General features: G+C 42.3%; 25 protein-coding genes. 17 read left to right on the top strand and 8 right to left on the bottom strand.

Annotation, left to right across the window (positions count from 1 at the left end; translation table 11 throughout):
- Nucleotides 1-10: 10 nt before the first annotated feature.
- Nucleotides 11-511 (bottom strand): SixA phosphatase family protein, encoded by a 501-nt coding sequence (locus ESV85_RS01900; RefSeq protein ID WP_146914545.1) that lies wholly within the window; start codon nt 509-511, stop codon nt 11-13.
- Nucleotides 512-733: 222 nt separating this feature from the next.
- Nucleotides 734-1,468: an RluA family pseudouridine synthase gene (locus ESV85_RS01895; protein WP_092894135.1), complete on the bottom strand. Its 735-nt coding sequence runs from the start codon at nt 1,466-1,468 to the stop codon at nt 734-736.
- 231 nt (nt 1,469-1,699) lie between these two features.
- On the opposite strand from ESV85_RS01895, the gene ESV85_RS01890 reads away from it, so the two are divergent.
- The gene (locus ESV85_RS01890) at nt 1,700-2,890 is read left to right on the top strand and encodes a hypothetical protein (RefSeq protein ID WP_146914544.1); all 1,191 of its coding nucleotides are present in this window, start codon (nt 1,700-1,702) and stop codon (nt 2,888-2,890) included.
- A gap of 6 nt (nt 2,891-2,896) precedes the next feature.
- Here ESV85_RS01890 and ESV85_RS01885 read toward each other — a convergent pair whose 3' ends face one another.
- Genes ESV85_RS01885 through ESV85_RS01875 form a run of 3 tightly spaced genes read right to left on the bottom strand, consistent with a single transcriptional unit; the run spans nt 2,897 to nt 4,455 of the window.
- Nucleotides 2,897-3,472, bottom strand: coding sequence for an anthranilate synthase component II (locus tag ESV85_RS01885; protein ID WP_146914543.1), 576 nt, complete (start codon nt 3,470-3,472; stop codon nt 2,897-2,899).
- Nucleotides 3,456-4,001, bottom strand: coding sequence for a CvpA family protein (locus tag ESV85_RS01880; protein ID WP_146914542.1), 546 nt, complete (start codon nt 3,999-4,001; stop codon nt 3,456-3,458). Before ESV85_RS01880 ends, ESV85_RS01885 begins: the two co-directional genes overlap by 17 nt.
- A 1-nt stretch (nt 4,002) precedes the next feature.
- The gene (locus tag ESV85_RS01875) at nt 4,003-4,455 is read right to left on the bottom strand and encodes a GatB/YqeY domain-containing protein (protein ID WP_146914541.1); all 453 of its coding nucleotides are present in this window, start codon (nt 4,453-4,455) and stop codon (nt 4,003-4,005) included.
- A 62-nt stretch (nt 4,456-4,517) separates the two neighbouring features.
- Between ESV85_RS01875 and ESV85_RS01870 the strand changes: the two genes are divergently transcribed.
- The 10 genes from ESV85_RS01870 to ESV85_RS01825 all read left to right on the top strand — a co-directional run bounded on the left by ESV85_RS01870 (nt 4,518) and on the right by ESV85_RS01825 (nt 13,711).
- Entirely contained in the window at nt 4,518-5,234 is a 717-nt protein-coding gene (locus ESV85_RS01870; protein ID WP_146914540.1) for a pyridoxine 5'-phosphate synthase, read from the top strand.
- Nucleotides 5,235-5,339: 105 nt separating this feature from the next.
- The gene (locus ESV85_RS01865) at nt 5,340-6,098 is read left to right on the top strand and encodes an alpha/beta fold hydrolase (RefSeq protein WP_146914539.1); all 759 of its coding nucleotides are present in this window, start codon (nt 5,340-5,342) and stop codon (nt 6,096-6,098) included.
- Between the two features lie 98 nt (nt 6,099-6,196).
- The gene (locus ESV85_RS01860) at nt 6,197-6,907 is read left to right on the top strand and encodes an SAM-dependent methyltransferase (protein WP_146914538.1); all 711 of its coding nucleotides are present in this window, start codon (nt 6,197-6,199) and stop codon (nt 6,905-6,907) included.
- Between the two features lie 3 nt (nt 6,908-6,910).
- A complete protein-coding gene (locus tag ESV85_RS01855) occupies nt 6,911-7,981 on the top strand; it encodes a dipeptidase (protein WP_146914537.1) in 1,071 nt (356 codons plus the stop codon).
- Nucleotides 7,982-8,318: 337 nt separating this feature from the next.
- Nucleotides 8,319-9,017, top strand: coding sequence for an orotidine 5'-phosphate decarboxylase / HUMPS family protein (locus ESV85_RS01850; RefSeq protein WP_146914536.1), 699 nt, complete (start codon nt 8,319-8,321; stop codon nt 9,015-9,017).
- A gap of 12 nt (nt 9,018-9,029) precedes the next feature.
- On the top strand, nt 9,030-10,067 hold the full coding sequence (locus ESV85_RS01845; protein ID WP_146914535.1) for a zinc-binding dehydrogenase: 1,038 nt from the start codon (nt 9,030-9,032) through the stop codon (nt 10,065-10,067).
- A gap of 1 nt (nt 10,068) precedes the next feature.
- On the top strand, nt 10,069-10,866 hold the full coding sequence (locus ESV85_RS01840; RefSeq protein WP_146914534.1) for an SDR family oxidoreductase: 798 nt from the start codon (nt 10,069-10,071) through the stop codon (nt 10,864-10,866).
- A gap of 18 nt (nt 10,867-10,884) precedes the next feature.
- A complete protein-coding gene (locus ESV85_RS01835) occupies nt 10,885-11,772 on the top strand; it encodes a sugar phosphate isomerase/epimerase family protein (protein WP_146914533.1) in 888 nt (295 codons plus the stop codon).
- A gap of 150 nt (nt 11,773-11,922) precedes the next feature.
- The gene (locus tag ESV85_RS01830) at nt 11,923-12,801 is read left to right on the top strand and encodes an SMP-30/gluconolactonase/LRE family protein (protein WP_146914532.1); all 879 of its coding nucleotides are present in this window, start codon (nt 11,923-11,925) and stop codon (nt 12,799-12,801) included.
- A gap of 22 nt (nt 12,802-12,823) precedes the next feature.
- Nucleotides 12,824-13,711: a sugar phosphate isomerase/epimerase family protein gene (locus ESV85_RS01825; protein ID WP_146914531.1), complete on the top strand. Its 888-nt coding sequence runs from the start codon at nt 12,824-12,826 to the stop codon at nt 13,709-13,711.
- 266 nt (nt 13,712-13,977) lie between these two features.
- On the opposite strand, the gene ESV85_RS01820 is transcribed toward ESV85_RS01825, so the two are convergent.
- A complete protein-coding gene (locus ESV85_RS01820; RefSeq protein ID WP_146914530.1) occupies nt 13,978-14,220 on the bottom strand; it encodes a GIY-YIG nuclease family protein in 243 nt (80 codons plus the stop codon).
- Between the two features lie 463 nt (nt 14,221-14,683).
- Between ESV85_RS01820 and ESV85_RS01815 the strand changes: the two genes are divergently transcribed.
- Genes ESV85_RS01815 through rplS form a run of 4 tightly spaced genes read left to right on the top strand, consistent with a single transcriptional unit; the run spans nt 14,684 to nt 17,041 of the window.
- Nucleotides 14,684-15,364: a 30S ribosomal protein S16 gene (locus tag ESV85_RS01815; protein ID WP_146914529.1), complete on the top strand. Its 681-nt coding sequence runs from the start codon at nt 14,684-14,686 to the stop codon at nt 15,362-15,364.
- A gap of 11 nt (nt 15,365-15,375) precedes the next feature.
- Nucleotides 15,376-15,906 carry a ribosome maturation factor RimM gene (gene rimM, locus ESV85_RS01810; RefSeq protein WP_146914528.1) on the top strand — a complete coding sequence of 177 codons (531 nt, stop codon included), beginning with the start codon at nt 15,376-15,378 and terminating at the stop codon, nt 15,904-15,906.
- 3 nt (nt 15,907-15,909) lie between these two features.
- Nucleotides 15,910-16,626, top strand: a complete 717-nt coding sequence (gene trmD, locus ESV85_RS01805) for a tRNA (guanosine(37)-N1)-methyltransferase TrmD (RefSeq protein ID WP_146914527.1) — start codon at nt 15,910-15,912, stop codon at nt 16,624-16,626.
- 49 nt (nt 16,627-16,675) lie between these two features.
- A complete protein-coding gene (gene rplS, locus ESV85_RS01800; RefSeq protein WP_091692379.1) occupies nt 16,676-17,041 on the top strand; it encodes a 50S ribosomal protein L19 in 366 nt (121 codons plus the stop codon).
- A gap of 202 nt (nt 17,042-17,243) precedes the next feature.
- Here rplS and ESV85_RS01795 read toward each other — a convergent pair whose 3' ends face one another.
- A complete protein-coding gene (locus ESV85_RS01795) occupies nt 17,244-18,392 on the bottom strand; it encodes a 6-bladed beta-propeller (RefSeq protein ID WP_191321879.1) in 1,149 nt (382 codons plus the stop codon).
- Between the two features lie 197 nt (nt 18,393-18,589).
- On the opposite strand from ESV85_RS01795, the gene ESV85_RS01790 reads away from it, so the two are divergent.
- Nucleotides 18,590-18,889, top strand: a complete 300-nt coding sequence (locus ESV85_RS01790; protein ID WP_146914525.1) for a hypothetical protein — start codon at nt 18,590-18,592, stop codon at nt 18,887-18,889.
- 220 nt (nt 18,890-19,109) lie between these two features.
- A complete protein-coding gene (locus ESV85_RS01785) occupies nt 19,110-21,227 on the top strand; it encodes a PQQ-binding-like beta-propeller repeat protein (RefSeq protein ID WP_146914524.1) in 2,118 nt (705 codons plus the stop codon).
- Between the two features lie 20 nt (nt 21,228-21,247).
- Here the strand turns inward: ESV85_RS01785 and ESV85_RS01780 are convergent, their stop codons facing one another.
- Nucleotides 21,248-21,646, bottom strand: a complete 399-nt coding sequence (locus tag ESV85_RS01780) for a DoxX family protein (protein WP_146914523.1) — start codon at nt 21,644-21,646, stop codon at nt 21,248-21,250.
- Nucleotides 21,647-21,719: the final 73 nt, after the last annotated feature.

Here is a 21,719-nt window from a genome sequence, read left to right as displayed (position 1 = left end):
ATCCCGCAATTCAATAATCCTTATATGTTTTTGTGACCACAGATGAATTTCCCTCCTTATCTAGCGTGACCACATAGATAAAATTGTATTCTGAATCTTCCAGATCTTGGTATTTATTACCATCACCTACAAAATAATTGGCGATTTGGCCCACCGTATTGCTGTGCCCAACTACTAATGCATTTCCTTCCAGCTTCCTAAGTTGATCTATAAGAGTATCGTGATTTTTCGGCTCATACGTTTCTATCTCAATACCAGCTTCGCTAGCTGTAGGTGTCGCCGTTAGACGAGTTCTCTTATAATTGGTGCTATAAATATGCTTAATCTCTTTATCTGCTAGAATCTGGGAAAGCTTTACTGCACGGGCGTTTCCTGCGACAGAAAGCTCAGGATCATTTCCTGTCAACTGCTTTTCTGCATGACGAACGATGTAGATGGTTTTCGGTTCTTGCTTGCTTGAGCATGCCGCAAAAAGTAAGATACTGATGAGAATAAGTAAGATATTTTTCATAGGCAAAAGTTAAACAATTCTATAATTGATTTTTAGCCAACCATAAAAAACAGAGCCACCCATAATATGTCATTATCCCTAAAAAATAAGAGATAAGGGCCAATAATCTCTCTGCCTCTTTGCCAAATCCTTGGTTGGTGAGCCTGCCGAACCACTGTGAACTTTGAGGTAAATTCCCATAAAAAAACCTTTGAGATTTTATAAATCTCAAAGGTTAAATTCTTATCCACTGAACGAATTATCCAAGTGCTGGTCTTTCGTCTTGATGCTTTCGTATTCTAAGAACTGCTCCCAGAATTCCTCTTCCGGCACAGCGGCTCTTAAGTAAAGTTTTTCCTTTTTGATCGGATGTACAAAAATCAAATTGAATGCATGCAAGTTGATGCTCGCATCTGGATTTGGCTTTGCGAAGCCATACTTAATATCTCCACGAATCGGGCAACCCATAGATGCCAACTGAACGCGGATCTGATGCGGACGACCGGATATAGGGCGAACTTCTAATAGCCAGTGGTCATTCATAAATCCAAGCGTCTTGTAATTCAACTCAGCTTTTTGAGATCCTGGTACTTCACGATCGTGTGCAGTCACCACATTTTTCTGTTCGTCTTTGACTAGATAATGGGTCAGTTTCCCACTTTCTTCCCTTGGCTTTCTCTTTACGAGTGCCCAATAAACTTTATGTATCTCTCGCTTTCGGAAAATCTCCATCATGCGCTCCAGCCCCTTCGATGTACGGGCAAAAGCAACTAATCCACTTACCGGACGATCCAGCCGGTGAATCGGGTGTAAAAAAACATCCCCTGGTTTGTTGTATTTCTTTGCTATGTACTCTTTGAGGTAATCCGTCAAGGTTTTGTCCCCCGTCTTATCTCCCTGCACCAATAGACCAGCGGCTTTATTTACTATCAAAAGGTGGTTGTCCTCATAGACAACTGTGAATGGCTTCTTTTTCATCTGTTTATAATTGTTTTTCAATCGTCAGATGGAATCTCGCAGCGCACTTAATCATTTCTCTTTGTCACTTTCAGAATATTGCTCGATTTCATAATCAGCTACAAAGGTAAGAATTTCGCAGGAGTTGAATAATTGATTTTTCAGTAGCTACAATAAAAGTGTTTAAAAATGAGAATAGAGACTGTTCAACTAACTTAAATTTCTTATAATAGTATTCTTAAAACTACCTCTATGAAGATTCAATGGCTTTTTACTTCTGTAGTATGTCTGATTTTTTCTTGTCAGACAAAAGATAATCAATCTGAAAACAGTTCGAATGAATTGCCCAGCTATGAACTGGAGGTCTTAGATTCAGTGACGGTGCATGATATACTTGTACGGGTTTTTCTTTTTCAAACGGCTGACGAGGATGGTATTATTTTCAGAGATGGAGCTTCTTCTGATGTTTACCTATTCGACAGGGATGGAAATCCAACAGATAAATGGGACAAGACAGGTGATGTGCCGGGAGCTTTCTCCATGTCTGGAGGAAATTTCGCACAAGACAAGGCTGGGAATCTGGTGATTTTGGATATTATGAATGGCCTGAAAGTTTTCAAGAAAGATGGTGAAATAGTCCAGAATTTTGGGGTTTATCAGAACCAATGGGGTTTGGGAGGACCTTTTTCGCATTTCAAAACGTACCAAGTCATCGAAAAAGACGGAAAGGAATACTTGCTTTATTCACTGGACATAATCGAAGAGGCACCTGGTGACTATGATCCTGAATTCCTCCAAACAAGGAAAAACTTGATTCTAACTGACCTGGAAACAGAGGAAACCAAAACCTTGTTGCCATTCCCAGAAGGTTCTCAATTCTTAAATGGAAATGTGTTTTTCTTTGCTGATTTCAGACCTGTATTCTCCTATGATGAAGAATCTCAGTTGCTGTATCTCATGTTTCAAAATGAGCCAATTTTATATACGTATGATTGGTCTGGAGAATCTCCTGTCTTGAAGGAAAAGACAGCATTGAGCCTAGAGGGATTTGCAGCGGGCGAAGGATTCGAAAAGGGAGCGGTGAGCTTCGCACAAATTTTTGATTATAAGATCATTCCATACCCTTCTCAAATACTTAATCTTGAAAAATATGGAGATGACTTGTTGATCAGCTACAAACCTACTCCGGCTAATAAAGATGATATAGCGCGAGTAATTGCAAAAGAAGCATCAAAAGAATTAAGAGCGGAGCTATCCAAAGAAACAAAAACACGAACCGTAGTACTCACACAGAACGGCGATATCATTCCCTTAGCATTGCCAGAAATGAACCCGTATAATTTTTCTGTAATCGGAGATGATATTTGGTGGATGAAAAAATACGTGGGGGAAGAAGAGCAGGAAGATTTTACGCTTTATAGAAGTAGGCTTGTCAAAAAATAAGGGGGGTTACAAAACATCGACTTTAGTGGCTTGAACCCAGCTTTTCACAAGCGCCAAGCCATATTCAGTCAGGTGCGCTTCCGGGTGATATTGAATCCCAAGAATCGGTAAACTTTTGTGGGCCATCCCCATTACTTCTCCAGACTCAGTCTCCAAAATCACTTCGAGTTCCTCTGGCAAATTGGCTAATTGTAAAGAGTGATATCGTGTTACTTTGAAGGATTCAGGTAGTTCTTTAGTGTATGGATGAGCATTAGTCTTTCTGACTTGATGCACTTTCCCATGAGTTGGAACAGTATTCTTTTTCAGCGTTGCTCCAAAAAACTCACCTATAGCCTGATGCCCCAGACAAACTCCCAGCACAGGGACTTTATCGTAATAAGCTGAGAAGATTTTATTGAGATTTCCAGCATTCTGAGGAATGCCTGGTCCAGGAGATAAGACCAGCCCATCAAATTCCAACCTTTTGATTTCCTCCAGCGAGACATCATTGCGAAGCACAAGTAATTGCTCCCCCGTCTGTCTCAGCAAATCAGCCAACATATGGCTGAAGGAATCAAAATTATCAATCAGTAGTAGCATCTTTGATTTTCTCCACTACCTCTTCCAACTTCTTCAAGCTCTCTTCAATACTTGGGAAAAACGGCTCAATGGCAGCGACAATTGCTGGTGCTATTGGCTCAATGAAGTAAAGCATTTCTGAATCCTTAGTCCATTTCTTTGGCATCTCCAATTTGAAAAGACTGGCTTGCCAAAAGAACAAACTGATAAAAAAAGCTGCTTTCACGGCCCCAAAAAGTGCTCCGACTATCGCGTCTAACGGTCCAAGTAGAACCATATCCATGACCTGTTTCAATATCCAGCCAGCAACTTTGATGAACAATAGCGTAAGTACAAAGACGACTATAAAGCCAAAAATGGGAAAGCCGAGGTTGAATTCTGTGACATTTTCAGCTAGCCAGTCATTCATTGGCGACATGAAATAAAGGCCCAAGATCACTGCGATCACAAAGCCAAAAAGGCCCAGAACACCAAGAAGGAAACCTTTACGGTATCCTTCATAGGTTCCTAGACCAAGAATGATCACTATGATAATATCTATTAGGCTCAACTTAGCTGTTCAGTATGGCTTTGACTTTCTCAGAAATCACCTTGCCGTCAGCTTTTCCAGCCAATTGCTTGCTTGCAACTCCCATTACTTTGCCCATGTCTTTTGGGCTGGAAGCTCCTGTCTGAGCTATTATTTCCTTGATAGCAGCAGAAATTTCCTCGTCTGTCAACGCAACTGGAAGGAATTCCTGAAGCACTTTCAACTCAGCCATTTCCACCTCATATAAATCAAAGCGTGCTTGCTGCTCATAGATATCTGCCGAATCCTTGCGCTGCTTTGCTGCTTTGGTCAACAACTTCAACTCGTCCTCTTCAGTGATGTCAGCCTTCGCTCCACTTTTAGTTTCTTCCAAAAGAATCAGCGACTTGATAGATCGCAAAGCTCCCAAACGGATTTTGTCTCTAGCAATCATTGCTGATTTTATTTCACTTTCTATTTTCTGCTTTAAACTCATTAGTCCTAAGTTTGCGTTACACTTCTAATAATACTGACAAAAATACCTTTTTCGACTCGGATATGACCAAGCTAAGCGTAAATATTAACAAGATCGCCACCCTTCGCAATGCCCGCGGAGCAGATAATCCAAATGTTGTGAAAGTAGCACTTGATGCAGAGCGCTTTGGCTCACAGGGGATTACCGTCCATCCGCGACCGGATGAGCGCCACATTCGCTATCAGGATGTACTGGATCTGGCGAAAGTAGTAACGACCGAATTCAACATTGAAGGATATCCGGATCAGCGTTTTATGGAGCTGGTGCGCCTGGTGAAACCTGCACAAGCAACACTTGTCCCTGATCCTCCAACAGCCATTACGTCAAATAATGGTTGGGATACGATTTCAAATCAGAGCATGTTGAAAGACATCGTCGCCGAGCTTCACGAGTCTGGCGTGCGAGTTTCGATTTTTATTAATCCAGAAATCAAATACTTCGAACCCGCAAAACTCACAGGCACGGATCGTGTGGAGTTGTATACGGAACCTTATGCTACCAATTATCACAAAGACCGGGATGCAGCCGTGAAACCTTACATAGAAGTGGCGGAATTGGCGCGGGAATTGGGAATGGGACTAAACGCCGGACACGATCTGGATTTGCAAAACTTAGCCTTTTTGAAACAAAGCATTCCTTACTTAGATGAAGTTTCTATCGGCCATGCTTTGGTTTGTGATGCGCTTTATTATGGCCTGGAAAACACAATTCAGATGTATAGAAGGAAACTGGAATTGTAGTGTTGAATTGTAAGATTAAAAATTGAAAAATTGTCAGAGAACAGGAATGATGGTTTGAGGTTCAAAGGATCTCGTAAATCGTAATTCGCATATCGTAAATCTAAAATGCAGTTAAATTTTAAAAAACTAGGCTCTGGAAAGCCATTAATCATACTTCACGGCCTTTTTGGTTCGGCGGATAATTGGTTTAGCATTTCCAAAGAGCTTAAGGACAACTATACGCTTTACCTCATTGATCAGCGTAATCACGGTGATTCTCCGCAGTCTGATGAGTGGAACTACGATGTGATGGTGGAAGATCTGAAAGAGCTCATGGATAATGAAGGCTTGGAGAAAGCTTTCCTGATGGGACACTCCATGGGAGGTAAAACAGTGATGAATTTCGCACTAAAATACCCTGAGAAAGTAGATAAATTGATCGTAGCTGACATTGCACCTCGATATTATGCGGTACACCATCAAAATATTTTGGAGGGATTGAATGCGCTGGATCTTACCGAAATTCAATCCAGAAAAGAAGCCGATGATGAGCTGGCTAAATACATTCCCGAAATCGGAGTGCGTCAGTTTTTGCTAAAAAGTCTGGGAAGAGATTCTGATGGATTTATGTGGAAAATCAATCTTCCTGTCATTACTGAGAATATCAACGAAGTAGGAACTGCCTTACCAGATGGCAAAAATTTCACTGGCCCCACCCTTTTCATGGCGGGTGCAAATTCCAGTTATGTTCAGCAATCTGACTTAGATGACATCGATAAGTTTTTCCCAAACAACGAAGTGGAATTTATCGCAGATGCTGGTCACTGGCTTCACGCAGAGCAGCCCGATGCAGTGGTTGAGGAAATTAGACGGTTTTTGAAGTAGCCTTGCTCTCAACCAGTTCATCATAATTAAGAAAATTTCCAGTCCCAAAAGCGTCATTTCACCTAACTTTCCGTTCTTTTTTAATCAACCAATCTAAAATGCCCAAAGGAAAACTCTTCCTCATTCCAAATATACTGGCGGACAATACGCAAGACGTGGTCATTTCACCTCAGGTGAAGGATGTAATCGCAAATACCAAAGTCTACCTAGTTGAAAACATGCGGACTGCACGCCTATACATCTCTAGCTTGAAACTCGGTGTAAACTTAGAGGAAGTTCACATGGAAATTTTGGATAAGAGCACTTCCCCAGAATTTATCAATCGACTGATGCAGCCACTTATGAATGGTGCAGATATAGGAATTATCTCCGAAGCAGGATGTCCTGGTATCGCTGATCCAGGTGCTTTGGCGGTGGAACATGCGCATAAAAAAGGCATTCAAGTTGTGCCTCTCGCAGGTCCTAGCTCCATGTTTATGGCATTGATGGGGTCTGGATTTTCAGGCCAGTCCTTCGCTTTTCATGGCTATTTACCCATAGACAAAAAAGAAAAAACTGCCGCTATCAAGAAGCTGGAAGCTGAATCTCTTCGAGAAAGAAGAGCGCAGATCTTCATGGAAACACCGTTTCGAAATAATCAATTGTTGGAAGATTTACTGCGTGTACTTTCTCCTCAGACCAAGCTTTGTATCGCCAAAAATATTACTGGTTCAGACGAAATGATCCTGACCAAAACAGCACAAGAATGGAAGCAAATTCCTCTTGACTTGCATAAAATTCCCACAGTTTTCGTACTTCAAAGCTTTTAAACCATGTTTACAATCGACGCCCACCTTGATCTCAGTATGAATGCACTGGAATGGAATCGTGATCTCACACTTCCAGTTTCAGAAATAAATGCACGGGAAAAGGAACTTACTGATAAGCCGGATCGTGGAAATGCGGTGGTTTCCCTACCTGCTTTAAGAGAAGGAAACATCGGTTTGGTAGTCGCTACGCAAATCGCCCGTTATGTAGCACCGGGAAATTCCCTTCCTGGTTGGAATTCTCCAGAGCAAGCCTGGGCTCAGACCCAAGGTCAGCTGGCTTGGTATCAGGCGATGGTGGAAAAAGGCGAAATGGCCCAAATTAGAAATCTCGTTGAGTTGGATACGCATTTAGCTCTTTGGGACAATGGAGAAGATAATTCCAGCAAACCAGTGGGGTTCATACTTTCTCTAGAAGGCGGGGATTCGATAGTGACTGTAGATTATTTGGAAAAAGCCTATGAAAGCGGGCTTCGAGCTCTTGGTCCTGCACATTACGGCCCTGGACGATACGCACATGGAACTGACGCTTCTGCGCCTCTCAACTCGGAAGGAAAAGCTTTAATTCGCAAAATGGATGAACTTGGAATTATCCTGGATGCAACTCATTTGTGCGATTTGGCTTTTTGGGAAGCACTGGATATTTACAACGGCCCAGTTTGGGCAAGTCACAACAACTGCCGGGCCTTGGTAGATCATAACCGTCAGTTTTCTGATGAAATGATCAAAGCACTAATTGATCGTGGGGCTGTGATCGGTGGAGCGATGGATGCTTGGATGCTTAGTGCAGGATGGGAAAGAGGAAAATCTACTCCACGAGAAAGAAATGTGACATTGAATACAGTTATAGATCACATGGAGCATATTTGCCAAATTGCTGGAAATTCTAATCATATAGGAATTGGATCTGATTTGGATGGAGCTTTTGGTACCGAGCAGTGTCCTGCTGATCTCAATACCATCAGCGATCTGAATACAATTCCTGATTTACTTCGCAAAAGAGGTTTTACCGAAAAAGATATCTCTAAAGTCATGCATGGCAACTGGCTGAAATTCCTCAGAAAAGCCTGGTCCTGATTTTTACGTCAACTTTATACAAGCCCTTTTCTTTCCAGAACAGGGCTTTTTTTATGACTTTACTTACCGAAAAGCCGCCAAGATCAAGGAGAAATTCGCAAAGATTGATTCAATACGAATTAGTAGAGTGTCTCTGCGAAAAAACCTTTGCGTCCTTCGCTACTTTGCTGTAAACAATCTCATGAATGATTTTTTCACTGATTTCCAGAATATAATCCTCCATTCATCCCAAAGCAGGAAAGTATCTTTTCCAAATTTCCTTATCTTAAAAATCTTAGTACATGCCGATATATATCAGGATGGTTTTTTCATTGCTTTACTTTTAACCCAACCCAAAATGAAACCTATAGTACAAATCTCTTTAGATCTAACTGACATAGATGAAGCACTGGAAACAGCCGCTTTGGCAATGCGGGCAGGAGTAGATTGGCTGGAAGCCGGCACTCCGCTGATTCTCGCCGAAGGACTTCATGGAGTCAGAAAATTGCGGGAAGCTTTCCCTGGAATACCAATCGTTGCTGACTTGAAAACCATGGATGGGGGCTATCTGGAAGCCGAAATGATGGCAAAAGCAGGAGCAACGCACGTTGTCGTGATGGCAAGAGCTCATCCCGAAACAATCAAATGTGTAGTGCAGGCAGGAAAAGATTATGGTGTGAAAGTAATGGGCGACAATCTGGGTTGTCCAGATATGGTGGAGGGAGCGAGATTTTTGGAGGATTTGGGATGTGACTATGTGATTCATCATATCGGTTACGATGAGCGCCGGGGAATTGCCGCTGCTGGTCATCGAATGCCAAGTCCGCTGGATCAATTGCGAGAAGTCGTGAAAGCGGTAAAAGTGCCAGTTCAGGCCGTGGGCGGGCTTACTTTGGAGCAAGCCATCCAATGTCCACAATTCGGTGCCCCTCTAGTTGTACTTGGCGCTCCACTGACAATAGACGCAGATGCTTTCAAAACTGCTGATGGCGACCTTGAAGCGTCACTTCGGAAAATTTGCGCAGCTATACATTCTCAAACGATCAGCAACTTTTAAACCCACTATTTCATGTCAATATCAGGTAAATCAGCCGCCGTAGTTAATTTTTCAGAGACAAAAGGATCAGTAGAAATCAGAGAAATCTCTGTCCCAGAAATCGGAGAGGAGGACATTCTATTGGAAGTAGAAAATGTGGGAGTTTGCGGAAGCGATCTGCATCAGTGGACTTCCGATCATTCTTGGCCAGTGAACTATCCGGTGGTTTTGGGCCACGAGTTCGGAGGGAAAATCGCAGTGGTCGGAGATCGAGTGACTGGCTGGAAAGTGGGTGACCGAGTTGTCAGTGAAACTGCTGCTGTGATCGATCCTCAAAACCCTATGAGCAAAACTGGCTTATATAATCTGGATCCAACCAGAAAAGGTTTTGGCTATGGAGTAAATGGCGCTATGACACGATTCGTTAGAGTTCCTGCCAGATGCTTACACCGTGTGCCTGATGGATTGTCATTTGAAGAGGCATGTTTGACTGAGCCTTGTTCCGTTGCTTACAATGCCGTCGCGGTCAATTCTCACATCAAACCCGGAGATCGAGTAATCGTCATAGGGCCAGGAACCATTGGAATTCTTTGTGCTGCTGTTGCGAAAATCTGCGGTGGAGATGTGGCAATTCTAGGTCTAGAAAAAGATCGTGGAAGACTTGAAATAGCGAGAAGTTATGGAGTCACGCCTATCATAAATGACGCTACTGAGTGGGCTAGAAAAACGGATGGACTTGGAGCAGATCTGATTATCGATGCTGCAGGAATCAGTGCTACGCTAAAAATTGCCATGGATCTAGTGCGCCCAAATGGGCAAATCACCAAAGTAGGCTGGGGGCCAACTCCATTCAATTTTTCTCTGGATCCATTAGTGCAGAAAAATGTGCGGCTGCAAGGAAGTTTCAGTCACAACTGGCCAATCTGGGAAAAAGTCATTGGCTTACTTTCCAGCGGAATTTTAGACGTAAAACCCATTATCGGAGGCATCTGGCCGATAACAGAATGGCATGAAGCATTTGAGAAAATGCATAGTGGAGAAGTAGTAAAAAGTGTTCTAAAACCAGTTTAAGATGCGATTAAAAGACAAAGTAATTATCGTTACAGGAAGTACGATGGGCATCGGGAAAGCCATCGCCAAGAAGGTCGTGTCAGAAGGTGCAAAAGTCATTATTCATGGATTGGAAGAAGATCTGGGAATTCAGGTAGTTTCTGAATTGGGTGCTGAACATGCAAAATTACACATAGAGGACATTTCCAATGAAGGAGCAGGACAAAGACTGGTTGACTTGGCTATAGCTACTTGGGGAAGACTTGACTGCATTGTCAATAATGCTGCAGTGGTAGCGGCATCAACCCTTTTGACTACAGATAAAGCGTTTCTCAACCGCATATTGGATGTAAACACCATCGCACCTTTGTTTCTCATTAAATCTGCTTTGCCTCATTTGATTGAAAGTCATGGAGCCGTTTTGAATATAGGTTCGATAAATGCCTGGAGCGGCGAGCATAATCTATTAGCCTACAGTATTTCCAAAGGTGCATTAATGACCATGACAAGGAATCTGGGAGATTCCCTTTTTCGTGAGAATGGTGTGCGGGTCAATCAAATAAATCCTGGCTGGGTACTCACCGAAAAAGAAATTGAGCGAAAAAAAGAACATGGGCTTTCTGATAATTGGTACAAAGATTTATCTAAACTCTATGCTCCTGCAGGGAGAATTATTTGGCCGGAAGAGATAGCTGCGGCAACCATTTATTGGCTTTCAGATGAGAGTGGTCCGATCAGCGGTCAAGTGGTTGATTTGGAGCAATTCCCCATGATTGGCAGAAATATTCCAAAAGACGCGAGTACCATTCCACATAAATGAACCTAATACTTAACTAACATGCCCAAAATTGCCGCCTTCCCTAAAGCTTTCATGCAAGCACTTTGCAAGGATGGAAGTATGAAATTATCGGAATGGATAGAACTTTCCGCTGCACTGGAAATTGATGGATTGGAGTGGTATGCAGGTTTTCTAGAAATGGAAAAAGAAGAAAACTGGCGCTTATTCCGAAGAATGGTAGAGGACAAGGGAATGGTCATTCCTATGATGTGCTGTTCACCGGATTTCACGCATCCAGACAAGGCCTTTCGGGACAAAGAAATCCAGAAACAGAAACGCTGGATAGAGATGACTGACGAGCTTGGTGGAAAATACTGCCGAGTACTATCGGGTCAATATCGCCCTGAACTCTCCGAGGATGAGGGAATTAAGTTTGCCTCAGAATCTATACAAGCCTGTCTTCCTTATGCCAAATCTCTGGGAATTACCTTAATTCTGGAGAATCACTACAAGGATGACTTTTGGGATTATCCTGAATTCGCACAGAAAAGAGCCCTTTTCACGAAGTTGGTCAATAGCATCAAAGACCCGAATTTCGGCGTGAATTATGATCCAAGTAATGCCTTTTTGGCGGGAGAGGATCCGCTCGATTTATTGTATGAGGTATCGGAGCGAGTAGTCACTATGCATGCCAGTGATCGATTTTTGAAGTATGGGACTATTGAAGATTTGAAAAATGAGGAAAGCGGTGTGACTGGCTATGCAGCTCGACTCAGTCACGGGGAAGTTGGCAAAGGCCTGAATGATTACGATGCGATTTTCACTGAACTAAAGCGAGTTGGATTTGACAACTGGATCAGCATAGAAGATGGCGTGGATGGCATGGACCAACTCCAGCGATCAGTAGCATTTTTGAAAAAGAAAATTGCTCAGTATTGGCACCAATGATTTACGATTTTTGATATCGGATTTACGAGATTTTGTAGAACCTCTGACCCCTCGACTTCGCTCATTATGGCACTTGGAATGTTTCCACTTGGTTCATTGTAACCTTACAACGCACATATTAAATTTGCATCTTCTTCAACACTATAAATCTTGAAAACCTACAACTACACCTCCATCCCCTCTCAATGCTTCCTCGGCGAAGGGCCTTATTGGCATGCAGGACGACAATGTTTTTTCTGGGTAGATATTGAAAATGGAAAATTATTTGAACATAATCCCAAGACTGACGAGACGATAACCCGAAGTTTCCCGCATCGTTTGGCTGTGGTTTTGGAAGATAAGGAGGGTAACCTTATTCTGGGATTAGATCGAAAACTGGCAAGATTTGATTTAGAAACCGAAGAACTAACCTGGCTTTGCGAAGTAGAATCAGAATTTCCTCTTCATCGCTTCAATGATGGGAAAGTCGATCCTAAAGGAAGAATTTGGATCGGGACTCTCAGCACCTTATTTACGGAAGGCGCTGGGTCACTTTATAGAGTCGACCAGGATCTAAAGCCAGAAAAGATACTTGATCGGCTGACCATTTCAAATGGAATGGCTTGGACTGAGGACAATCAGACTTTTTACTTTATCGACACGCCGACCAGACAGATCAAGGCGTATAAATTTGACTTGGAAACTGGAGAAATAGAATTTGAACGGATTGCTATTGAGATTCCGGAAGAATTGGGATTCCCTGACGGCATGTGCATTGACGAGGAAGGCATGCTCTGGGTAGCCCATTATGGAGGTTCTGGAGTTTATCGCTGGAATCCGATTAACGGTGAATTACTAGAAAAAATCGAGCTCCCTGTGCCTCACGTTACTTCCTGTTGTTTTGGTGGAGAAAATCTTGATACGCTTTTGATCACTACGGCTCAGGAAAATATCAGCTCAGAGCAATTGAAGGAATATCCCTTGAGCGGGGATGTGTTTTTGGTGAGGACGGGAAGTAAGGGATATTTACCTTATCGATGTGAGTTATAACTTACTTATAGATTATAAGAATATGAACCGAAATCATAAAGACCAACCTTGGATATTTGTCACCCTTCTTTTTTTGGTCATAAGTTTCCCTTTTGAAGGAAAGTCGCAGCAAAAACTTCCAACAAAATTAAAGACCAGCCTGAATGCCTATTCGTTCAATGACCCGCTGATGAAAGGCGAAATGAATTTGGACGATTTATTGGAGTATTGTGCTGCCAACCAGTTTGATGCGGTAGATATTACCGCCTACTATTTCCCGGGTTATCCTGAAGTCCCTTCCGATGAGTATTTGTATCATATCAAACAAATGGCTTTTTTGCTGGGGCTTGAAATTAGCGGAACGGGTGTGCGTAATGATTTTACCGATCCAGATCCTGCTAGGCGAAAAGTAAGTGTTGAGTTAGTGAAAAATTGGATTTTAGCTGCAGAAAAGCTCGGAGCTCCTGTTATCCGGGTTTTCTCGGGTACAACAGATGTTAAAGATATCCCTCGAGAAAAAGTAGTCGATTATATGGTGGCCGATCTTAAAGAATGTGTTGAATTTGGGAAAGCACATGGGGTTATTGTTGGAATACAAAACCACCATGATTTTCTGAAAACAGCCTATGAGACGATAGAAATCATCAATCGCGTCAACTCCGATTGGTTTGGACTGATTCTAGATATTGGAAGTTTTCGTTCTAATGCTTATGAGGAAATAGAAAAGGCCATTCCATACGCGGTCAGTTGGCAATTAAAAGAGAACCTGTATGTGAATGGTGTTGAGCAAAAAACTGATGTAGATAAAGTCATGGCGATAATTCAGAAATCCAGCTACCGTGGATATATCCCACTTGAAACATTGGGTGAAGGTGATCCAAAAGTGAAAGTGAAGTTGTTTTTGGAGGAGATTAGAGAGGCAATGAAATAAGAAATTGAATGACTATCGAGCCTATCAGATAGACTTTTTATCGAATCATTAGTCACCTACAAAACGAATTTTTTTTTAGAATTATCCTACGAAGTATCCCTGCTAAGAATCCCCGTCCGACCGGGTCATCCGGGCGGAGAACTTAGATCTAGCGTTTAGGAAACGCTTGTTCTATCCCCGTCCGACTGGCGTCAGCCGGGCGGGCCTGTCCGACCGTATTAACCTGATCAGCTCATCCGAATAGCGTCAGCCGGGCGGGCATTGAACTACGGGGTCAACATCTTTTTTAAAAACTTTCTCCCTCTCGAGGTTTTAAAATATTTCTCTCTCTGTATTGCCCCAGATTCACTTTCAAATTCTTCAAAATACACAATCTCAAATGGGAGATATGGTCGATTTGATTGGGTCTTTCCTGCATTATGTTCAGCCAATCTTTTATCTAAGTCTTGACAATGACCCTTATAAAAATAGTCGTGCATCTTACTTTTTAGCACATATGCGTAGAACATATAATGAAAATTTAAGTTGAAAAAATTATAGTAGCCCCGCTAAGAATCGAACTTAGATCTAGCGTTTAGGAAACGCTTGTTCTATCCCCGTCCGAATGGCTTCAGCCGGGCGGGCCTGTCCGACCGTGTTAACCTGATCCGCTCATCCGAATAGCTTCAGCCGGGCGGGCATTGAACTACGGAACCATCTTTATCAAAAACCTCTCGTTTGAGGATTGTAAATTAAAACCAGAATTTTGGAAACTCTTATTCGTTATGTTGCAGCAGGCAAATATAAATTGAACCATGTCATTTGCTGCGCAATAGGCGATAATATAGATTTATCGGACAAGATAACCCAAAACACTCCTTTTAGGCAAATATTCTTTAGTCAACTTATGGCTTTACAAGGATTTACACTATCTTTGCACTCCAAAATTAGGATGGACGGGTTCCATCCACTCACTAAATACATACAAAATTTATGTCAGTAAAAATCAGATTAGCACGAAGAGGTAGAAGAAAAATGGCTATCTACGACGTGGTTGTAGCTGATGCAAGAGCTCCACGTGATGGACGCTTCATCGAAAAGATCGGATCTTACAATCCAAACACAAATCCTGCTTCTATCAACATCAACAATGAGCGCGCTCTTAAATGGTTGTTGAACGGAGCTCAGCCAACAGACACTGTGAAAGCTATGCTTTCTTACAGAGGTGTGATGCTGAAAAAACACCTTCAGATTGGTGTATTGAAAGGTGCAATCACGCAAGAACAAGCAGATGCGAAATTCGAAGCTTGGTTGAACGAAAAAGACACGAAGATTGCTGGTAAGGCTGAAGGTATTTCTGCAGCTAAAGCGGATATCCGTAAGAAAGCATTTGATGCTGAAACTGCTAAGAACCAAGCTAGACTTGACGGTATTCAAGCAAGAGAAGATGAGCAAAAAGCTCTTCTAGCTGCTGCTGAAGCTGCTAACAACCCTGCTCCTGTAGTAGAGGAAGTTGTTGCTGAAGAAGCTCCCGTTGCTGAAGAAGCACCTGTAGTTGAAGAAGCTCCTGCTGCTGAAGAGAAGGCACCTGTTGCTGAAGAGGCTCCAGAAGCTAAGGCTCCTGTTGCTGAAGAAAAAGCTCCTGAAGCTGGCGAAGACGAAGCAAAAGCTTAATATAAATCCCCATGAATAAAGACCAAAGCTTTCAATTAGGCTACGTGTCTAAAGTTCATGGACTTCGTGGAGAAGTAATGATAATGCTTGATGTCGATTATCCTGAGGATTATGAGATGCTTGAGCACTTATTCTTAGAGCAAAGATCCCGGCTGGTGCCGTTTTTCCTGGAGCACTTTGTACTCCAACCTGGAAATAAAGCATTGGCGAAGTTTGAGGATTTGAACTCGCTCGATCAGGTAGAAGATTTGGTTGGATTGGGAGTTTATCTTCCCTTGACAGCGCTTCCTGAATTGAAAGATGACCAGTATTTCTTCCATGAGTTGATCGGATTCGAAGTCTTTGATGAGACTGACGGCCTGATCGGACCTATTCAGATCGTTTATGATCTGGAGACACAGAATCTCCTCGGAGTAACACACAAGGAAAAAGAAGTGCTGATACCAATTCAGGACGGAATTATCCAGAAGGTGGACAAGGCAGCTAAAAAAGTTTACTGCCGATTACCCGAAGGTTTACTTGAAATTTATCTGGAAGACTAACCCATGCACATTGATATTATCACTGTAGTACCGGGATTATTGGAAGGACCATTTGCACACTCCATTCTGAAAAGAGCGGAGGACAAAGGAATAGCCAGTATTCGCGTGATTAATCTACGGGATTATTCAACTAGCAAGCAGAAGCAGGTCGATGACTACGCTTTTGGAGGGGGAGCCGGGATGGTAATGTCCATCGAGCCTATCGCTCGATGTATAGAAGCACTTCAGAAGGAACGCACGTACGATGAGATCATCTACATGACACCCGACGGAGCTCGATTCGACCAACCCATGGCAAATGCGCTTTCGCTCAGCCAAAACCTGTTGATCCTTTGTGGTCATTATAAGGGCGTGGACGAGCGAGTAAGAGAGCGATTCATCACCAAGGAAATTAGTATTGGTGATTATGTACTTTCTGGAGGAGAATTAGCAGCAGCTGTAGTGGCTGATGCATTGATTCGCCTGATCCCGGGAGTGCTGAATGATGAGACCTCAGCTTTGACAGACTCTTTCCAGGATGGACTGCTGGCACCGCCGGTATACACTCGCCCTGCCGATTATGACGGGATGAAAGTACCGGAAGTATTGCTGTCAGGACATGAAGCCAAGATAAACGAATGGAGATTTGAAGCATCGGTTCGCCGAACCCAAGAGAGAAGACCTGACTTGCTCAGTGACAAAGGAACTGGGATAAGCGATGCAGAATCGTATAAGAAATAATTAATAAGCCACGCGTTGGCAAACAGCGAAAGCATAAAAACATAAAGCTATGAGCGATTTAATGAAAATAGTAGAGGCGGAATACAGCGAGGTTAGAGCTAAATTCCCTTCATTCAAAGCTGGCGATACCATCAACGTACACGTACGTATCAAAGAAGGTAGCAAGGAGCGTATCCAGCAGTTCCAAGGAACTGTGATCCAGCGTAGAAACCCTAACTCTAACGGTGAGACTTTCACTGTAAGAAAAATATCCAATGGTATCGGTGTAGAAAGAATCTTCCCTATCATCTCCCCTGCGATCGAGCAAATCGATCTATTGAGACAAGGTAAAGTAAGAAGAGCTCGTCTATTCTACCTAAGAGGACGTCAGGGTAAAGCTGCACGTATCAAGGAAAAAATTAGAGTGAGAAAGTAAGATTTCACACGATTGAAATCAAAAAGGAACTCAGCAATGGGTTCCTTTTTTTGTATAATCTATTAACAGCTGTGGGCTCAAAGTTTTTGTATAAAAATCAAGTTTGCATGTCAGGCTGAGCGAAGTCGAAGCCTAAGGTCTCTGATTTTGAAGAAGATGGGCTTCAACTTGAAAAGAGTATGCATCTCAGAAACCAAATGACTTATTTCAACTTATAAGACACCAGCACAATTTTTTCCTCCTGTAGTTTGTCGCGATTTTTCTCAAAGAATTCATGAATATCTCCTGGTTTGGATTCCACTGACTTCCCATTAAATGCTTCCTTATAATCATTGAAGAATGCCCTTGAGTCAATCTGATAAATAATCTCATCTTCTGATTTTGTCCAAGAGAGCTGTCGAAGTTTCATTCCATCCAGATCATTTTCCCAATCCTGGATTATATCAATAGAAGTGAATTTTTTATCCGTAAAGATCCAGTAAGTCTTCCCATAAGTACCTGCTGACATAAAGAAAAGGTTCTGAAAAGGGAAAAAGTCATACAACCCAGCCACAACAATATTTTCTTTTAGATAGTCATTCTGCTCCCTCCCTTTACCAGCTAATTCCAATCTCATTTCCATAGGCCAGTTATACTTGCCAAAGTCAAAGCGTATTGTCCTCTTATAATAACCTTCGGTATCAAAATTCTGCACCTGATAGTCATTGGGTTCAGTATAGTAAAACTCCTCTGTTTCAACATCTTTCAGAAACCCAATTGGCCCTGCAAAAGAAGTAAATTTCTCAAAGCCTTTCCTCATTGGCAAATAGCCTTTCACTGTTTCTTCGGGCTTGCCACCACTTTTATCTTCTCTGATATAAGTCCATTGATCTGGTCCTTCTCCATGCTGGAAATAATACAAACTAAAATCCGGCTCATAAATAGCCGAAGCTCGATAGGAGAGTTTATCCTCCTTGATAAATTTCCCGTCTTTCGAAAATAAAACATACTTAAATGCATATTCAGAGTCGATTCGAACCGTGTCTCCATTCACAAAAAGGCCATCTATTAAGCGGATTTCTCCAGGCCCATCACCAAATTGTCCAATAACATTTTTCAACTGACCGGAATTGTCAAAAACAAAAACCTTGGCAGTTTCTCGGCTTTCAACAAATATTTCATCTTTGGTAACCACCATTTTATACCCATTTACAATAGGTAACTCGTCCGTGTAGTCCAACAAAGTATAGCTCACAGATTGAAAAAATTCGGAAAGCTTAGCTTCCCTCGCCTCAGAAAGGTCAATTTTAACAACTTCTTCGCTTAAACCAGTTTCAAGCTCTTTCTCCGCACAACCAAGGAAACCAACCAAAATTAGGCAGGACCAAATTATCAGTGAAACATATCTCATGTACTAAACATACGTAACAAAACTAAATAGTCAGAAATTAATTCAAACTGGATATTAACAAATGAAAATCTAAGCCTTATGATAATTTTAAAAGGATTTAACGTTAAATAATTGGTTAACAAGAATTTGAGTACCATTTTTATTAAAACTTTTCACTTATGAGCAATTCAATTTCATTCGATCCAAGCTTTCAGATTGCCAAAGTATTTATCCGTCTGGGAATGATCTTCTCAGTAGTTATGGTGGCAATATTTATCTATATAGCCTATCTCGCATCGCTTGGTATTTTTCAAGAATGGGATAGGGAGATTCAATCTGCTTTCGGCCAGTTTCAACCAGAAACAAGCCCATTCTTTTGGCAGCTGATCATTTTATCCATTCCTGCAATAGGCTTCTTGGTGATCTTTTTTGTACTAGGCTGGTTGGGAAAAAGAATTCAAATGGAAGGACAAGCGTAACAATTGGCATGAAGAAATTTGAATCTATATTTTTCTAAAAGTCAATTTTAACCGCTGAGTTTCACACCTATTCAATTGCAAAATCCCCAACCCCCTTTGAAAAAAAGGGGGAATCACCCAATTTGAACTTCCATCATTGATGTAAGTGTAGATGCACTTATCTGTGATCTTAACAGTTAATTCCCGATATTTTGCTTTCAAACCCACCTCAGCCTATTTTATGAAAGCCATTATCAAAGTTGCACTCTGCTCAATTTTACTTTTTTCAGCCTGCCAATCAAAAACTACAGAAATCGACTATACTGATTGGTCCCACTATGGAGGGCCAGAAGACGGTTCACGCTATTCATCTTTGACCCAAATCACACCCGACAACGTTTCCCAACTCGAAGTTGCGTGGACTTATAATACTGGGGATGCTACTGCCAGTTCGCAGATTCAATGCCAACCAATTGTCGTGAATGGCTTGCTTTACGGATCCACACCCAAATTGAATGTGTTCGCTCTTAATGCAGAGACGGGTGAGGAAGTTTGGCGATTTGACCCATTTCAGGTACTTGGAGGCGAGAATTCCTGGGCGGGAACGAATCGTGGGGTGAGCTATTGGGAAGATGGAGATGACAAGCGCATTCTTTTTGGAGCGGGTAATTGGCTAATGGCACTAAATGCTGAGACAGGAGAACCCATCTTGAGTTTTGGTGATCAGGGAAAAGTCGATCTACGCAAAGGCTTAGATACAGATCGCGAGGATTTTTTGATTGTGGCCAATGCTCCTGGAGTGGTTTATGGAGATTTGCTGATTATCGGGATGCGGCTTTCCGAAGGTCTGGATGCGGCACCTGGGCATATACGAGCATATAATATTAAGACAGGAAAGCGGGAATGGATTTTTCATACGATTCCACAGGAAGGAGAACCTGGCTATGAAACCTGGGATGCCAAGAATATCAAGCAGATCGGTGGAGCAAATAACTGGGCTGGGATGACCGTGGATCAGCAGCGGGGGATCGTTTTTGTACCTACAGGCTCGGCTACCTATGATTTTTGGGGTGGCTATCGCAAAGGAAATAATCTCTATGCGAATTCTTTGATCGCCCTAAATGCTCAAACAGGCGAGCGAATATGGCATTTTCAAGCAGTGCATCATGATGTGTGGGATCGGGATTTCCCTGCCAATCCAAACCTGATTCGAATCCAAAAAGACGGGAAGTGGATTGATGCAGTGGCGCAGATTTCCAAGCAAGGAATGACTTATGTATTTGACCGGGAAACTGGCGAGCCTGTTTGGCCGATTGTAGAAACTCCGGTTACTCAATCTCTGATGCCTGGTGAACATTCTTCAGCCACACAGCCAATTCCAACTTTTCCAGAACCATTCATGAAGATGGTTTTTGATGAAAATAGTATTTTAAATCTTCACCCCAAATGGGAAGCTGATATCCGAAGTCAACTCGAAGGAGCGATCTATGGAGATACTTGGGCTCCTCCACATCCTGAAAAACCCATCGTTCTTTTCCCTGGAATGGACGGCGGAGGAGAATGGGGCGGAGCTTCTTTTGACCCGGAAACACAGACTTTCTATGTGAATGCCAATCAAATCCCTTGGATAATCGGGATGACTCCAAATGCTGATTTTGAAAATGTAGGCAAATCAGCTTACACGAATTACTGTGGCAATTGTCATGGCTTGGATCGAAAAGGGAATCCGCCTACTATCCCGAGTTTATTAGATATAAAAGAAAAATTCACCTATGATTCATTGGATCTTTTGCTTCGCAAAGGCAGAGGTGCCATGCCTGCTTTTGATCATATTTCTAATGAAAACCGAAAAGTTATTTTGGATTACTTGCTAGACAAAGCACCTGCTGCAGGAGACAAGCAAGAGATGGAAGGTGCTCCTTCACAGCTTTTTCCACGCTACTACATGGATGGTTATAAGAAGTTGGTAACCAAAGACGGCTTGTATGGATCTAATCCTCCATGGGGATTGCTTACCGCGATAGATATGAATACAGGTAAGAAAAAATGGCAGGTGACTTTGGGAGAAATCGATTCGCTGAGTGCGCAAGGTTTTGCCCCAACAGGTACAGAAAACTATGGTGGCCCGGTCGTAACCGCCGGTGGAGTGTTATTTATTGCCGCAACGAAGGATGAGAAGATCCGAGCTTTCGACAAGGAAACTGGCGTGATTCTGTGGGAAGCCAAGCTTCCAGCTTCTGGGCATGCTACTCCAGCCGTTTATGAAATGGGTGGTAAGCAATTTCTTGTGATCGCGTGTGGAGGAGGGAAAGGTACCAAAAGCGGAGATGCTTATGTGGCATTCGCTCTTCCTGATTGATTTCTATAAGGAGATGCTGGTTAAAGTAGACTCTTTTTCCCTAATGCATCTAAAGAGAATTTACCAGCACCAAAAATCAAAATAAATAAGAAGACAATAAAATAAAGCAATGGAAGCTCTTTCCGCCCAAATGGATCCGCCGCGTGTGCTACAAAAGCAGCAGTCAGCATAGTTATCATCAAAGGGATGGTTGCCAATCTAGTTTTGAAACCAAGGATTAGTAGGATGCCGCAGAAGAACTCTGCGAAAGTAGCCAGAGCTAAGGAGGCTGTAGACCCTATTCCTAATAAATCCAAGAACTTAATTGGCTCATCGCCAATAAGTCTCATCAGTTTTGGGTAGCCGTGCGTAAGAATCATCGCACCTGAGCCTACCCTTAAAATCAGTAAGGCAAGATCTTCTAACAATGCCTTTTTCATAGTTTTTCGGTTTCTTCTAGGATACATATAGTTCTAAACTATCATCCTCAGTCCATAAATTACTCCATTTTTA

It is taken from the genome of Algoriphagus aquimarinus, from assembly GCF_007997215.1.
GTDB lineage: Bacteria > Bacteroidota > Bacteroidia > Cytophagales > Cyclobacteriaceae > Algoriphagus > Algoriphagus aquimarinus_A.
This window is presented reverse-complemented; position numbering and strand designations above follow the sequence as displayed.